Consider the following 13,673-nt stretch of genomic DNA (forward strand, 5'->3'; position numbering starts at 1 on the left):
GCACCGGGTGCCTAGTGGCACGAATAGGGCGAACAGCGCCCGCTGTGCGGTCAGGCGCTTCTGAACAGTGGATAGTAGTTTCCTCATTGTGGAACTTCAATGGTTTGTTGATGTCGAGATTCTCTGAGTCGAGGCAAGGTGGCGCCCAGTGCCACCCTCTTCACTCAAGGTGGCGCAGGTCGGCCTCGGTGTCGATGTCGTACGGCTCGGCCACGTCCGCGCACTCGACGAGCCGGATGCGCCCCGCGTGCTCCTTCAGGTAGCCGCGGGCCCCCCGGTCCCCGGTGGCCGTCGCCGCGACGCCGGGCCAGTGGGCCGCGCCGAAGAGCACCGGATGCCCGCGCGCGCCGTCGTAGGCGGCCGAGACCAGCGACGTGTCGTCCTCGTACGCACCGAGCACCCGCCCCACGGCCGCCGGTCCGATACCCGGCTGGTCGACGAGGCTCACCAGGGCCGCGTGCGCCCCCGTACCGGCGAGCGAGGCCAGGCCGGCCCGCAGCGAGGAGCCCATGCCCTCGGCCCAGTCGGGGTTGTCCACGAGCACACAGCCGGTCAGGTCGGCGCGCGCCCTCACGTCCTCGGCACGGGCGCCCAGGACGACGTGCACGCGGGCGCACCCGGCCGCGCGCAGCACCCCGACCGCGTGCTCGACCAGCGGGCGCCCCCGGCGCTCCAGCAGCGCCTTGGGGCGCCCGCCGAGCCGTCTGCCCCCGCCGGCGGCGAGCAGCAGCCCGGCGACCTCCTCGCGATGCCTGTCCGTCATGCGTCCTGCATACACCTGACGCGGCCGGCGACGGCCCGATTCCCTTGGGCTGATTTTCGGTCCGCGCGGTGGCGCTCCCGGACGCGGTGGCGTTTACTGGCCCGCGCACGACGGAGTGTGAGGGGGAGGGCTGTGTTGCGGAGCTTGGGGCAGAGGCCAGTGACCGGCAGCGGCGAGGACCCGAGAGCGGCGGAACTGAGGACCGCGGTGTCCCGGCTGCGCCGCGAACTCGCCGCACTCCCCTCCGAGTTCCCCGACCGCGCCATAGCCGAGGACGAACTGGCGGCCCTTGCGGCGATGGCCATGGGGGGCCGCCCGGAGATCCCCCGCCTGCGCGGCTCCCTGTTGCTGATCGCCGGCGCGATCGGCTCGGTCAGTGCCCTGGCCAGGGGCCTGAGGGGGGTCCGGGATGCGGTGGACCTGTTCGGTGAGTCTCCGGGAGACTGAAAGCGGGGGCTGAGCCCACCTGCCGTCAGGCGCCCGAACTGGCCAGTGCCTGGGACAGCTCGAGGGCGATCTGCTGCAGCACCGGCACGATCTTCTCGGTGGCCGCTTCCGTCACCCGCCCGGCCGGTCCCGAGATCGAGATCGCCGCGGCCGTCGGGGACTCCGGCACGGACACCGCCAGGCACCGCACCCCTATCTCCTGCTCGTTGTCGTCGACGGCGTACCCCGTGCGCCGCACGTCCTCCAGCGCCGCCAGGAACCCGTCGGGCGTGGTGATGGTCTTCTCGGTCGCGGCCGGCATCCCGGTCCGGGACAGCAGCGCCCGCACCTCGTCGTCCGGCACCCCGGCGAGGAGCGCCTTGCCGACCCCGGTGGAGTGCGGCAGCACCCGACGCCCCACCTCGGTGAACATCCGCATCGAATGCTTGGACGGCACCTGCGCCACGTACACGATCTCGTCGCCGTCCAGCAGTGCCATGTTCGCGGTCTCGCCGGTCTCCTCGACCAGCCGCGCGAGGTACGGCCGCGCCCACGTGCCGAGCAGCCGGGCCGACGACTCACCGAGCCGGATCAGGCGCGGGCCGAGCGCGTACCGCCGGTTCGGCTGCTGGCGGACGTATCCGCAGGCGACCAGTGTGCGCATCAGCCGGTGGATGGTCGGCAGTGGCAGCCCGCTGGTCGCGGACAGCTCGCTGAGGCCGACCTCGCCGCCGGCGTCCGCCATTCGCTCCAGCAGGTCGAAGGCGCGCTCCAGGGACTGGACCCCGCCGCCGGCGGAGGGTTTGGCGGAGTCGGTGGTGCTGGCGTCGGACGTCGGCACGGCGCGTTCCTTTCGGGGCTGACAGGAGGGCAGAAGCCTACCCGGCGGCCGGTTGACTCCCTGCTTGTACATAACTACGTTCTGCTTGTCGGAATTCTAATTCCGCTTTGTGGAAACGTCCAGAGTGAGTGACGGCCGGGCGCTGCCCAGAAGTGTGCCCCTTGACGGCGGCGAAACGGGAGTGAAGACTCCTTCAACAGAACGTTGAAGTCCGTTACGTGGGTGTAGATCCCGTTTCCTTGGCGTAAAACGGCGGTACAGAGAGGGGTTCGGGTGTCCGACGCTGAACTGGTCCTGCGCTCGACGCGCGTCATCACCCCGGAAGGGACGCGGGCCGCCTCGGTCACCGTGTCCGCCGGGCGGATCACGGCCGTCCTGCCGTACGACACCGAGGTCCCGGCCGGCGCGCGGCTCGAGGACCTCGGCGACCACGTCCTGCTGCCCGGCCTCGTCGACACCCACGTGCACGTCAACGACCCCGGCCGCACCGAGTGGGAGGGCTTCTGGACCGCCACGCGCGCGGCGGCGGCCGGCGGCATCACCACGCTGATCGACATGCCGCTCAATTCCCTCCCGCCGACCACGACCGTCGGGAACCTGCGCGTGAAGCAGCAGGTGGCCGCCGACAAGGCGCACATCGACGTCGGCTTCTGGGGCGGCGCCCTGCCGGACAACGTCAAGGACCTGCGCCCGCTGCACGACGCCGGTGTCTTCGGCTTCAAGGCGTTCCTGTCCCCCTCCGGCGTGGACGAGTTCCCGCACCTCGACCAGGACCGGCTGGCCCGGTCGCTGGCCGAGATCGCCGGCTTCGGCGGCCTGCTGATCGTGCACGCCGAGGACCCGCACCACCTCGCCGCCGCCCCGCAGCACGGCGGCCCCAGGTACGCCGACTTCCTCGCCTCCCGCCCGCGCGACGCCGAGGACACGGCCATCGCGAGCCTCGTCGCGCAGGCCCGCCGCCTCCACGCGCGCGTGCACGTCCTGCACCTGTCCTCCAGCGACGCGCTGCCGCTGATCCGCGCCGCCCGCGCCGAGGGCGTCCGGATCACCGTGGAGACCTGCCCGCACTACCTCACCCTCACCGCCGAGGAAGTCCCGGACGGCGCGAGCGAGTTCAAGTGCTGCCCGCCCATCCGCGAGGCCGCCAACCGGGACCTGCTCTGGGAGGCGCTGGCCGACGGCACCATCGACTGTGTCGTCACCGACCACTCGCCCTCCACCGCCGATCTGAAGACCGACGACTTCGCCACCGCCTGGGGCGGCATCTCCGGCCTCCAGCTCAGCCTGTCCGCCGTATGGACCGAGGCCCGCAGGCGCGGTCACGGCCTGGAGGACGTCGTCCGCTGGATGTCCACGCGGACGGCCGCGCTGGCCGGCCTGGACGCCGCCAAGGGCGCGATCGCGCCCGGCCGCGACGCCGACTTCGCCGTCCTCGCCCCGGACGAGACCTTCACCGTCGACCCGGCCGCTCTGCAGCACCGCAACCGGGTCACCGCGTACGCCGGCAAGACCCTGTACGGCGTCGTGAAGTCCACCTGGCTGCGCGGCGAACGCATCGTCGCGGGCGGCGAGTTCACCGAGCCGAAGGGCACGCTGCTCACCCGCCCCCAGTAAAGCCACCCCGCACCCGCAACCCGCCGACTTCGGAAAGGACCCCCTGATCACCGTGACGGCGACACCCACCTTCACCGGCGACGCGAACCCCTACGGAGGCGGCGACCCGTACGCGGACTACCGCACCGCCGACTTCCCCTTCACCCAGTACGCCAACCTCGCCGACCGGCAGCTCGGCGCCGGTGTCATCGCCGCCAACGACGAGTTCTTCGCCCAGCGCGAGAACCTCCTGGTGCCCGAGCCGGCCGAGTTCGACCCCGAGCACTTCGGGCACAAGGGCAAGATCATGGACGGCTGGGAGACCCGCCGACGGCGCGGCGCCTGCGCCGAGCACCCCTGGCCGACCGCCGAGGACCACGACTGGGCGCTGGTCCGCCTCGGCGCACCCGGCGTGATCCGCGGGATCGTCGTCGACACCGCCCACTTCCGCGGCAACTACCCGCAGGCGGTCTCGGTCGAGGCCACGTCCGTACCCGGCACGCCGTCCCCTCAGGAGCTGCTGGGCGACGACGTGAAGTGGACGACGATCGTCCCGCGCACCGCCGTCGGCGGCCACGCGGCGAACGGCTTCGAGGTCACCGTCGAGCAGCGCTTCACCCATCTGCGCGTCAACCAGCACCCCGACGGCGGCATCGCCCGCCTGCGGGTCTACGGCGAGGTCGTCCCGGACCCGCGCTGGCTCGCCGTCCTCGGCACCTTCGACGTGGTCGCCCTGGAGAACGGCGGCCGGGTCGAGGACGCCTCCGACCTCTTCTACTCCCCGGCCACCAACACCATCCAGCCGGGCCGCTCCCGCAAGATGGACGACGGCTGGGAGACCCGCCGCCGCCGCGACCAGGGCAACGACTGGATCCGCTACGGGCTGGCCGGCCAGTCGCGGATCAGCGCGATCGAGATCGACACGGCCTACCTGAAGGGCAACAGCGCCGGCTGGGCCTCCGTCTCCGTCAAGGACGGCGAGGACGGCGAGTGGACCGAGATCCTGCCGCGCACCCGCCTGCAGCCCGACACCAACCACCGCTTCGCGCTCCCGGAGGCGGCCGTCGGCACGCACGCGCGGATCGACATCTTCCCCGACGGCGGCATCTCCCGCCTGCGCCTGTTCGGCTCCCTGACCGAACAGGGCGCGACGGGCCTCGCCGCCCGGCACCAGGAACTGGGCGGCTGACCCACCCCTGCGCGCGCGGGGCGCCCCGGCCCGGACAGCACCGGGGCGCCCCGCGTGTCACCCGTACGGACCCGGCCCACGGCTCCTGGAACTCACGGGTGCCTCTTCCGCGTTCTCCCCCACGTGACCCTTCAGCAAGAGATCGTCGGCAACGCCATGCAGATGGCGGTCGTCAACCTGCAGCCCGGCCAGACCGTCTACTGCGAGGCCGGGAAGTTCCTCTTCAAGACGACGAACGTAACCATGGAAACGCGGCTGTCCGGGCCCTCCGGCAACGGTCGGCAGGGCCAGGACGGCGGGGGCGGCGGCATGGGCGGCCTGCTGCGCCAGGCCATGGGCACCGCCATGCAGGTGGGCCAGCGCATGCTCGCGGGCGAGTCCCTGGCCTTCCAGTACTTCACCTCCCAGGGCGGCGAGGGCACGGTCGGCTTCGCCGGCGTGCTCCCGGGGGAGATGCGGGCCCTGGAACTCGACGGCGTGCGCGCCTGGTTCGCCGAGAAGGACGCCTTCGTGGCCGCCGAGTCCACCGTCGACTTCGGCATCGCCTTCGCCGGCGGCCGCACCGGCATGAGCGGCGGCGAGGGCTTCATCCTGGAGAAGTTCACCGGGTACGGCACGGTGATCATCGCCGGCGCGGGCAACTTCATCGACCTCAACCCGGCGGACTTCGGCGGCCGTATCGAGGTGGACACCGGCTGCGTGGTGGCCTTCGAGGAGGGCATCCAGTACGGCGTCCAGCGCGTCGGCGGCCTCAACCGACAGGGCATCATGAACGCCGTGTTCGGCGGCGAGGGCCTGTCCCTGGCCACCCTGGAGGGCGACGGCCGGGTGATCCTGCAGTCCCTCACCATCGAGAGCCTCGCCAACGCGCTGAAGAAGGCCCAGGGCGGCGACAAGCAGGGCCCGACGGGCGGCCTGTTCTCCACTCACGCCGGCTGAACCGATGAGTTGCGGGTGTCTGCGGGGTCTGAACCGATGACACAGGCCCCGCACCCGGAAAGAAGGCACCCGCCATGGGCAAGCTCGTCTCCACGATCTTCGTCACGCTCGACGGCGTCTACCAGGCGCCCGGCGGCCCCCAGGAGGACACCCGGGGCGGCTTCGGGCACGGCGGCTGGAGCTTCACGTACGGCGACGACGACTTCGGCCGGTTCGTCACCGAGGTCTTCGGGCGCGCGGGCGCGTTCCTGCTCGGCCGCCGTACGTACGAGATCTTCGCGTCGTACTGGCCGAAGGTGACCGACCCCGCCCACCCGATCGCCGCCAAGCTGAACGCCCTGCCCAAGTACGTCCCCTCGTCCACCCTCACCGACCCCGGCTGGTCCGGAACCACCGTGATCGGCGGCGACCTCGCCAAGGAGGTCGCCGCTCTCAAGGAGCGCACCGACGGCGAGCTCCAGGTGCACGGCAGCGGCGCCCTGCTCCGCTCCCTGCTCGACCTCCGACTCGTCGACACCCTCCACCTGCTCACCTTCCCGGTGGTGCTCGGCTCCGGCCTGCGCCTGTTCGCCGAGGGCGCCGTACCGACCGCCTTCACGCACACCGCCGGACGCGTCACCGCCGCCGGTGTCTCCCTCCAGTCCTACGACCTGGCCGGCAGGCCGCGGTACGGCTCCTACGGCCTCCCGGAAAACGCCTAGCCGAAGATCGCCACCGCAGGTACGGTGATCGCGCCCCGCGCGAGCCGCCGACGTCTCCGCACCCCCGTCGGAGACCGGGAGAGCCGCCCGCATGTCGTCGATCGCCGTACCGGGTGCCGCCGCACCCCCTCGCGCCTGGCACACCGACCTGCCCCTGCTGCTGGTCGCGGTCTGCTGGGGCGCCAGCTACCTCGCGGCCAAGGACATCACCACCGCCCGTACGGTGCTCGCCGTCCTGGTGCTGCGCTTCGCCCTCGCCCTGCCCGTCCTGGCCGTCGCCGCACGCCGGGCCCTGCGCGCGCTGACCGCCGCCCAGTGGCGCGGCGCGGTCCTGCTGGGGGTGATCCTCAGCGGGATCTTCCTGCTGGAGACCTACGGGGTGGTGCACACCTCGGCGACCAACGCGGGGCTCATCATCAGCCTCACCATGGTCTTCACCCCGCTCGCCGAGGCCGCCGCCACCCGCACCCGGCCCGCCCCCGGCTTCCTCGGCGCGGCGCTGCTGTGCGTGCTCGGCGTGCTGCTGCTCACCCAGGGCGGCGGCTTCACCCGGCCGAGCGCCGGCGACCTGCTGATGCTGCTCGCCGCGCTGGCCCGCACGCTGCACGTGCTCGCCATGTCGCGGATCAGGGCCGTACAGGGCGCCGACGCGCTGCCGCTCACCACGGTCCAGCTCGGCGCGTCCGTCGCCGTGTTCGCCGTCCTGTCCGCCGTCTCCGGCGGCCCCGCGCCCTGGACGGCCGCGGCGGACTTCGGCCCGCGGGCCTGGGCGGGGCTGCTGTTCCTGTCGGTGCTGTGCACGGTGTTCGCCTTCTTCGTCCAGATGTGGGCGGTGCGCCGTACCTCCCCGTCCCGGGTCGGTCTGCTGCTCGGCACCGAGCCGCTGTGGGCCGCCGCCGCCGGTATCGCCCTCGGCGGGGAACGGCTCGGGGCGGCGGGGCTCGTGGGAGGCGCGCTGGTGCTTGTGGGGACGGCGTGGGGACGCCGGGCGTCAGGTTAACTTCGCGAAAACTCATCGGACTTGACGGGTAAACCTTCAACTTTGTCGTTGACATGCCAACGTCTACGCGCGTCATCATGAGGGCATGAGATTCCCCCCACGCGCCACTCGCGCCGGCGCCGCAGCCGTCCTTCTGTCCGCCCTGCTCGTGGGCGGCACCGTCTCCGCCACCACGGCGGACGCCGCCCCCACGACGGCCGTCGCGGCCGCGTCGGTCGGCAGCATCTGCTACGGCGACCTGCCCTCGCAGGCCCACGACACCCTGAACCTGATCGACCAGGGCGGGCCCTTCCCGTACTCGCAGGACGGCACCGTCTTCTCCAACAAGGAAGGCGTCCTGCCCGGCCAGCGGTCCGGCTACTACCACGAGTACACGGTGATCACCCCTGGCTCCCCCACGCGCGGTGCCCGGCGCGTCGTCACCGGCGAACAGTCCCAGGAGGACTACTACACCTCCGACCACTACGCCACGTTCGACCTGATCGACTTCGGCTGCTGAGCCGACCGGTCACGTCCGGGGAAGCGGCGTGACCGGGAAGTCCCGGAAGCTCCCGTACGTGTCCCACGGCCACGACGCTCACCCCGCGGCCACGCCCCCACGCACCGGCCACGGGGCGGGCGTCGTGGCGCCACATGACCGCCCCACGACCGCCCCACCCCGGGTCGTGCCGCCGAAAGTCCACAGGCGTGAGACTTTGGTCGCTGATCCCGTGTACGGCACGGCCCCGGCGGCCGATCCTGCGTAGATTTGCCGACCGTGAGCAAGGACGAGGCGATACGGGTGACGCAGGGGTTCGCGGGCCGCCGCTGGCTGTTCCCCTCGGCCCTGGTGTACGAGCTGGACCCGGACGCCCGCGCTTCCGGCCGGCGACCGCGGCGCACCGCGCGCGACTGGGTCGTCGACCTCTCCTGCTTCCTGCTGGCCGCCGTGCTCGGTCTGGCGGCCGCGCAGTCCGTGCCCGACGAATCCGGTCTGCCGCACTCCCTCGTCGTCCTCGACCAGACGCTCGGCGCCGTCGCCTGCGCGGCGATCTGGCTGCGGCGCCGGTGGCCGGTCGGCCTCGCCGCCGCGATGGTCCCGGTCGGCCTGCTGTCGAACACCTCGGGCGGGGTGGCGATGGTCGCCCTGTTCACGCTCGCCGTGCACCGCCCCTTTCGCTACGTGGCCTGGATCGGCGGCGTCGACCTCGCGCTGATCCCGCTCTTCTACTGGCTGCGGCCCGACCCCGACCTGCCCTACGCCGGAACCGTCGCGTTCACCACGCTGCTCACCGTGTCGGTCATCGGCTGGGGCATGTTCGTCCGCTCCAAGCGGATGCTGATGCTGAGCCTGAGGGACCGGGCCCACCGGGCGGAGACCGAGGCACGGCTGCGCGCCGAGCAGGCCCAGCGGCTGGCCCGGGAGGCCATCGCCCGCGAGATGCACGACGTCCTCGCCCACCGGCTCACCCTGCTCAGCGTGCACGCGGGTGCCCTGGAGTTCCGGCCGGACGCACCGCGCGAGGAGATCACCCGGGCCGCCGGAGTGATCCGGGAGAGCGCCCACGAGGCGCTGCAGGACCTGCGGGAGATCATCGGCGTGCTGCGGACCGGCGAGTCCGAGGAGACGGCCGGCGAGCGGCGCCCGACACTGGCCGCTCTGGACGCCCTCGTCGCCGAGTGCCGCGAGGCGGGCATGAAGGTCACCCTGGACCACCGCGTCGCCGACCCGGCCGCCGTCCCCGCCTCCGTCGGCCGCACCGCCTACCGCATCGCCCAGGAGGCCCTGACCAACGCCCGCAAACACGCCCCCGGCGCCGAGGTCACCCTGACCCTCACCGGCACGCCCGGCGACGGCCTCACCCTCGCCGTCACCAACCCGGCGCCCACCACCGAGCCCGCCCCGGTCCCCGGCTCCGGCCAGGGCCTGATCGGCCTGACCGAACGCGCGAGCCTGACCGGCGGCCGGCTGGAGCACGGCACCACGGCCGACGGGGGGTTCGCGGTACGGGCCTGGCTGCCGTGGGCCCAGGGCGCACCGGCGGCCTGACGATGCCGTCGTACGCCGGCAGGGCCCCCGCGCGCCGCCCGCACCGTGATTACGTAAGGCCCATGACACCGATCAGACTCCTCCTCGTGGACGACGACCCGCTCGTACGCGCCGGACTGTCCCTGATGATCGGCGGGGCCGGGGACATCGAGATCGTCGGGGAGGCCGCGGACGGCGCGCAGGCCGAGGAACTCGTCGCGCGCACCCGGCCCGACGTCGTCCTCATGGACCTGCGGATGCCGTCGGTGGACGGGCTCACCGCGACCGAGCGGCTGCGCGCCCGGGCCGATGCCCCGCAGGTCGTGGTGCTCACCACCTTCCACGCCGACGAGCAGGTGCTGCACGCCCTGCGCGCGGGCGCCGCCGGATTCGTCCTGAAGGACACCCCGCCGGCCGAGATCGTCGACGCCGTGCGCCGCGTCGCGGCCGGCGACCCCGTCCTGTCGCCCGCCGTCACCCGGCAGCTGATGCGGCACGCGGCCGGCGGCGCCGCCGACGCACGCCAGGCACGTGCCCGCGCGCGGCTCGCCGTCCTCAACGACCGCGAACGCGAGGTCGCCGTCGCCGTCGGCCGCGGCCTCGCCAACGCCCGGATCGGCGCCGAACTGTTCATGAGCGTGGCCACCGTCAAGACACACGTCTCCCGCATCCTCGCCAAACTCGGCCTCGACAACCGCGTGCAGATCGCGCTGCTCGCCTACGACGCCGGACTCCTCGAAAAGGACGGGCACTAAGCCCGTGCGCCGCGCGTTGTCCCTGTACCGGGAGGACCCGGTGAGCCTCGGGGGAGTCCGGAAGGGGAGCGATGGACAGGCAACACGTGGTCGATCTGCGGGAGTTCGGGGACGCCCTGCGCACGGATCCGCATCCGGTGTACGCCCGGCTGCGTGAGCAGGGCCCCGTCCACCGCGTCCGGCTGCCGGACTGGGAGGACGCGGCCTGGCTGGTCGTCGGGTACGAGGAGGCGCGGGCGGCCCTCGCCGACACCCGGCTGGCCAAGGACGCCAGCAAGATCGGTGTGACCGTCATGGACCAGCAGATGATCGGCAAGCATCTGCTGGCCACCGATCCGCCCCAGCACACCCGCCTGCGCGGCCTGGTCACGCGTGCGTTCACGATGCGCCGGGTGGAGCAGTTGCGCCCGCGGATCCAGCAGATCACCGACGAACTGCTCGACGAGATGCTCCCGGCCGGCCGCGCCGACCTCATCGCCTCCCTCGCCTACCCGCTGCCCATCACCGTCATCTGCGAACTCCTCGGCGTCCCGGACATGGACCGCGAGGAGTTCCGCAAGACGTCCACGGAGGTGGTCGCACCGACCAACGAGCAGACGGCATACGACGCGGTCGTCAGCCTCGGCGCGTACCTCACCGACCTGATCGAGGACAAGCGCAGCTCCGGCTCCGCCGACGACCTGCTCAGCGATCTGATCCGCACCACCGCCGAGGACGGCGACCGGCTCTCCGCGCAGGAACTGCGCGGCATGGCCTTCCTGCTGCTGATCGCCGGCCACGAGACCACCGTCAACCTCATCGGCAACGGCGTCCACGCCCTGCTGACCCACCCCGGTCAACTCGCCGCCCTGCGCGCCGACATGAGCCTCCTGGACGGCGCCGTCGAGGAGATGCTGCGCTACGAGGGCCCGGTGCACAGCGCCACCTACCGGTTCGCCGCCGAGCCCCTGGAGATCGCCGGTACGGCCATCGAGCGGGGCGCCCATGTGGTGATCAGCCTCACCGCCGCCCAGCGCGACGGCGAGCGCTACGACGACCCGCACCGGTTCGACATCCGTCGCGACACCCGCGGCCATCTCGCCTTCGGCCACGGCATCCACTACTGCCTGGGCGCACCTCTGGCCCGTCTGGAGGGCCGCACGGCCATCGGCACCCTCCTGCGCCGCGCCCCCGGCCTCGCCCTGGACGGTGACCCGGGCGAATGGCTCCCGGGCCTGCTGATGAGAGGCGTACGCAGCCTGCCGGTGCGCTGGTAGCTTCCCGGGGGCCGACGTCCTGCCCCGGCTGTGGCCGGCCCGGCCGGCGCCCGCCCCGCCCCGGCGGCGCTGCACGGCTGCGGGCAGTCGTGCCGCCGGGGCGGCACGGGTGGGCGCTGCGGCGCCCGGCCGGTACCGGTGAGCGACCCAAGCCCCGGCCGGCTCTGGGCCGACGGCGCCGACGCTCCGCCGGACCCGCAGCCGTCCCGGCTCCCGCTACGACGCCCGTACCCGGTCCGGGATCTCGGCCAGGGGCACCGGGCGCCGCTCCCGCCGGGAGACCTCGCAGGCCTCGGCGACCCGCAGGGCCTGCAGGGCCTCGTGGCCGTCGCACGGATTGGCGCACTCGCCGCGGATCACGTCCACGAAGGCGTTCAGTTCCGCCTCGTAGGCGGGCCCGAACCGTTCCAGGAACCCCGTCCACGGCTTGTCCGCGGGCGGCGGCCCGGTCGGCTCGGTGGACGCGAGCGGCGTACGGTCGTCCAGGCCCACCACGACCGTGTCCCGCTCCCCGGCCAGCTCCATGCGCACGTCGTAGCCCGCGCCGTTCAGCCGGGTCGCCGTCGCCGTGGCGAGCGTGCCGTCGTCCAGCGTGAGCAGCACCGCGCCCGTACCGACGTCACCGGCCTCGCGGAACAGCGGGAGACCGCCGTCGGAGCCGGTGGCGTACACCTCGGCCACCTCACGGCCCGTCACCCACCGCAGCACGTCGAAGTCGTGGATCAGCGTGTCCCGGAACAGCCCGCCGGACAGCGGCAGCCACTCGGGCGGGGGAGGGGACTGGTCACAGGTCATCGCGCGCACGGTGTGCAGCCGGCCGAGCCGTCCCGAGCGCACGGCCTCGCGGGCACCGGCGTATCCCGCGTCGAAGCGCCGCTGGAACCCCATCTGCAGGACCGTTTCGGCCGTCTCCACCTCGGCGAGCGCCTGCAGCGTGCCCGGCAGGTCGAGCGCGATCGGCTTCTCGCAGAAGACCGGCAGCCCCGATCGGGCCGCCCGGCCGATCAGTTCGGCATGGGCCGGCGTCGCCGTGGTGATCACCACCGCGTCCACGCCCCACCTGAAGATCTCGTCCACGCCCGGCGCCGCCGTCTCGCCCAGCCGGTGCGCCAGCGTCTGCGCCCGCACCGGATCCGCGTCCGTCAGGATCAGCGAACCGACCTCGCGGTGGCGGCTGAGCGCTCTCGCGTGAAGGGTGCCGATGCGGCCCGTACCGATGACCCCGATGCGCATGGAAACAAAGTGAGGGCCGACCCCGCATCCTGTCAATGTGTATGTCCGGACAATCGGACTACACGACTTCCCGTCAACCGATCACCGGGCTACGCTCGAGTCCGTGCCGAAACCAGATGTGGACCCGACCGTGTCGCTCGACCTCCGTGTGGACCGTAGCTCCCCGGTGCCGTTGTACTTCCAGCTCTCCCAGCAGCTGGAGGCCGCCATCGAGCACGGCAGCCTCACCCCGGGCAGCCTGCTGGGCAACGAGATCGAGCTGGCCGCACGGCTCGGCCTGTCCCGGCCGACCGTCCGCCAGGCCATCCAGTCCCTCGTCGACAAGGGACTCCTCGTGCGCCGCCGCGGCGTCGGTACGCAGGTGGTGCACAGCCAGGTCAAGCGCCCGCTGGAGCTGAGCAGCCTCTACGACGACCTGGAGGCGGCCGGCCAGCGCCCCGCGACCAAGGTGCTGGTCAACACCGTCCTGCCGGCCTCCGCCACCGTCGCCGCCGCACTCGGCATCCCCGAGGGCAGCGACGTGCACCGCATCGAGCGGCTGCGCCTCGCGCACGGCGAGCCGATGGCGTACCTGGTCAACCACCTCCCGCCCGGCCTGCTCGACCTGGACACCGGCCAGCTGGAGGCCACCGGCCTGTACCGGCTGATGCGCTCCGCGGGGATCACCCTGCACAGCGCCCGCCAGTCCATCGGCGCCCGCGGGGCCACGGCGGCCGAGGCCGAGCGGCTCGGCGAGGCCGAGGGCGCCCCGCTGCTCACCATGCAGCGCACCACCTACGACGACACCGGCCGGGCGGTCGAGTTCGGCGACCACACCTACCGTCCGGCGCGCTACTCCTTCGAGTTCCAGCTGCTCGTCCGGCCCTGACGGCACTCAGCGGCTCGTCGCAATGTCCGGACAATCGGACGGAGTGGGTACTCCCTGCCGCGTCACGAGTGTTACCTGTGTTCGATACTGGAGCGTTTGGG

General features: G+C 72.7%; 14 protein-coding genes. 11 read left to right on the forward strand and 3 right to left on the reverse strand.

Annotated features, from left to right (window positions below; all coding sequences use genetic code 11):
• Positions 1-160: 160 nt before the first annotated feature.
• Positions 161-763, reverse strand: coding sequence for a nucleotidyltransferase family protein (locus tag ACZ7GZ_RS03290; RefSeq protein ID WP_471020536.1), 603 nt, complete (start codon positions 761-763; stop codon positions 161-163).
• A 132-nt stretch (positions 764-895) separates the two neighbouring features.
• Between ACZ7GZ_RS03290 and ACZ7GZ_RS03295 the strand changes: the two genes are divergently transcribed.
• Complete coding sequence (locus ACZ7GZ_RS03295) at positions 896-1,210, forward strand: DUF5955 family protein (RefSeq protein ID WP_471020538.1); 315 nt, start codon at positions 896-898, stop codon at positions 1,208-1,210.
• 25 nt (positions 1,211-1,235) lie between these two features.
• Here ACZ7GZ_RS03295 and ACZ7GZ_RS03300 read toward each other — a convergent pair whose 3' ends face one another.
• Positions 1,236-2,030: an IclR family transcriptional regulator gene (locus ACZ7GZ_RS03300; protein WP_471020539.1), complete on the reverse strand. Its 795-nt coding sequence runs from the start codon at positions 2,028-2,030 to the stop codon at positions 1,236-1,238.
• A gap of 273 nt (positions 2,031-2,303) precedes the next feature.
• Between ACZ7GZ_RS03300 and allB the strand changes: the two genes are divergently transcribed.
• The 9 genes from allB to ACZ7GZ_RS03345 all read left to right on the forward strand — a co-directional run bounded on the left by allB (position 2,304) and on the right by ACZ7GZ_RS03345 (position 11,471).
• Complete coding sequence (allB, locus tag ACZ7GZ_RS03305; RefSeq protein WP_471020540.1) at positions 2,304-3,644, forward strand: allantoinase AllB; 1,341 nt, start codon at positions 2,304-2,306, stop codon at positions 3,642-3,644.
• A 52-nt stretch (positions 3,645-3,696) separates the two neighbouring features.
• Entirely contained in the window at positions 3,697-4,812 is a 1,116-nt protein-coding gene (gene alc / locus ACZ7GZ_RS03310) for an allantoicase (RefSeq protein ID WP_471020541.1), read from the forward strand.
• A 123-nt stretch (positions 4,813-4,935) separates the two neighbouring features.
• Entirely contained in the window at positions 4,936-5,751 is an 816-nt protein-coding gene (locus tag ACZ7GZ_RS03315; protein WP_471020543.1) for an AIM24 family protein, read from the forward strand.
• Between the two features lie 74 nt (positions 5,752-5,825).
• Positions 5,826-6,452 carry a dihydrofolate reductase family protein gene (locus tag ACZ7GZ_RS03320; protein WP_471020545.1) on the forward strand — a complete coding sequence of 209 codons (627 nt, stop codon included), beginning with the start codon at positions 5,826-5,828 and terminating at the stop codon, positions 6,450-6,452.
• 91 nt (positions 6,453-6,543) lie between these two features.
• Positions 6,544-7,452 carry a DMT family transporter gene (locus tag ACZ7GZ_RS03325; protein WP_471020547.1) on the forward strand — a complete coding sequence of 303 codons (909 nt, stop codon included), beginning with the start codon at positions 6,544-6,546 and terminating at the stop codon, positions 7,450-7,452.
• An 85-nt stretch (positions 7,453-7,537) separates the two neighbouring features.
• On the forward strand, positions 7,538-7,951 hold the full coding sequence (locus ACZ7GZ_RS03330; protein WP_471020549.1) for a ribonuclease domain-containing protein: 414 nt from the start codon (positions 7,538-7,540) through the stop codon (positions 7,949-7,951).
• Between the two features lie 258 nt (positions 7,952-8,209).
• On the forward strand, positions 8,210-9,481 hold the full coding sequence (locus ACZ7GZ_RS03335) for a sensor histidine kinase (RefSeq protein ID WP_471020551.1): 1,272 nt from the start codon (positions 8,210-8,212) through the stop codon (positions 9,479-9,481).
• Between the two features lie 62 nt (positions 9,482-9,543).
• Positions 9,544-10,215: a response regulator transcription factor gene (locus tag ACZ7GZ_RS03340; RefSeq protein ID WP_471020553.1), complete on the forward strand. Its 672-nt coding sequence runs from the start codon at positions 9,544-9,546 to the stop codon at positions 10,213-10,215.
• Positions 10,216-10,286: 71 nt separating this feature from the next.
• Positions 10,287-11,471, forward strand: a complete 1,185-nt coding sequence (locus ACZ7GZ_RS03345; RefSeq protein ID WP_471020555.1) for a cytochrome P450 family protein — start codon at positions 10,287-10,289, stop codon at positions 11,469-11,471.
• Positions 11,472-11,687: 216 nt separating this feature from the next.
• Here ACZ7GZ_RS03345 and ACZ7GZ_RS03350 read toward each other — a convergent pair whose 3' ends face one another.
• Positions 11,688-12,704: a Gfo/Idh/MocA family protein gene (locus ACZ7GZ_RS03350; RefSeq protein ID WP_471020557.1), complete on the reverse strand. Its 1,017-nt coding sequence runs from the start codon at positions 12,702-12,704 to the stop codon at positions 11,688-11,690.
• Between the two features lie 130 nt (positions 12,705-12,834).
• Here ACZ7GZ_RS03350 and ACZ7GZ_RS03355 point away from each other — a divergent pair, with 130 nt between their 5' ends.
• Positions 12,835-13,572, forward strand: coding sequence for a GntR family transcriptional regulator (locus ACZ7GZ_RS03355; protein ID WP_471020777.1), 738 nt, complete (start codon positions 12,835-12,837; stop codon positions 13,570-13,572).
• Positions 13,573-13,673 lie beyond the last annotated feature (101 nt).

Source organism: Streptomyces sp. NPDC037288 (assembly GCF_055603265.1).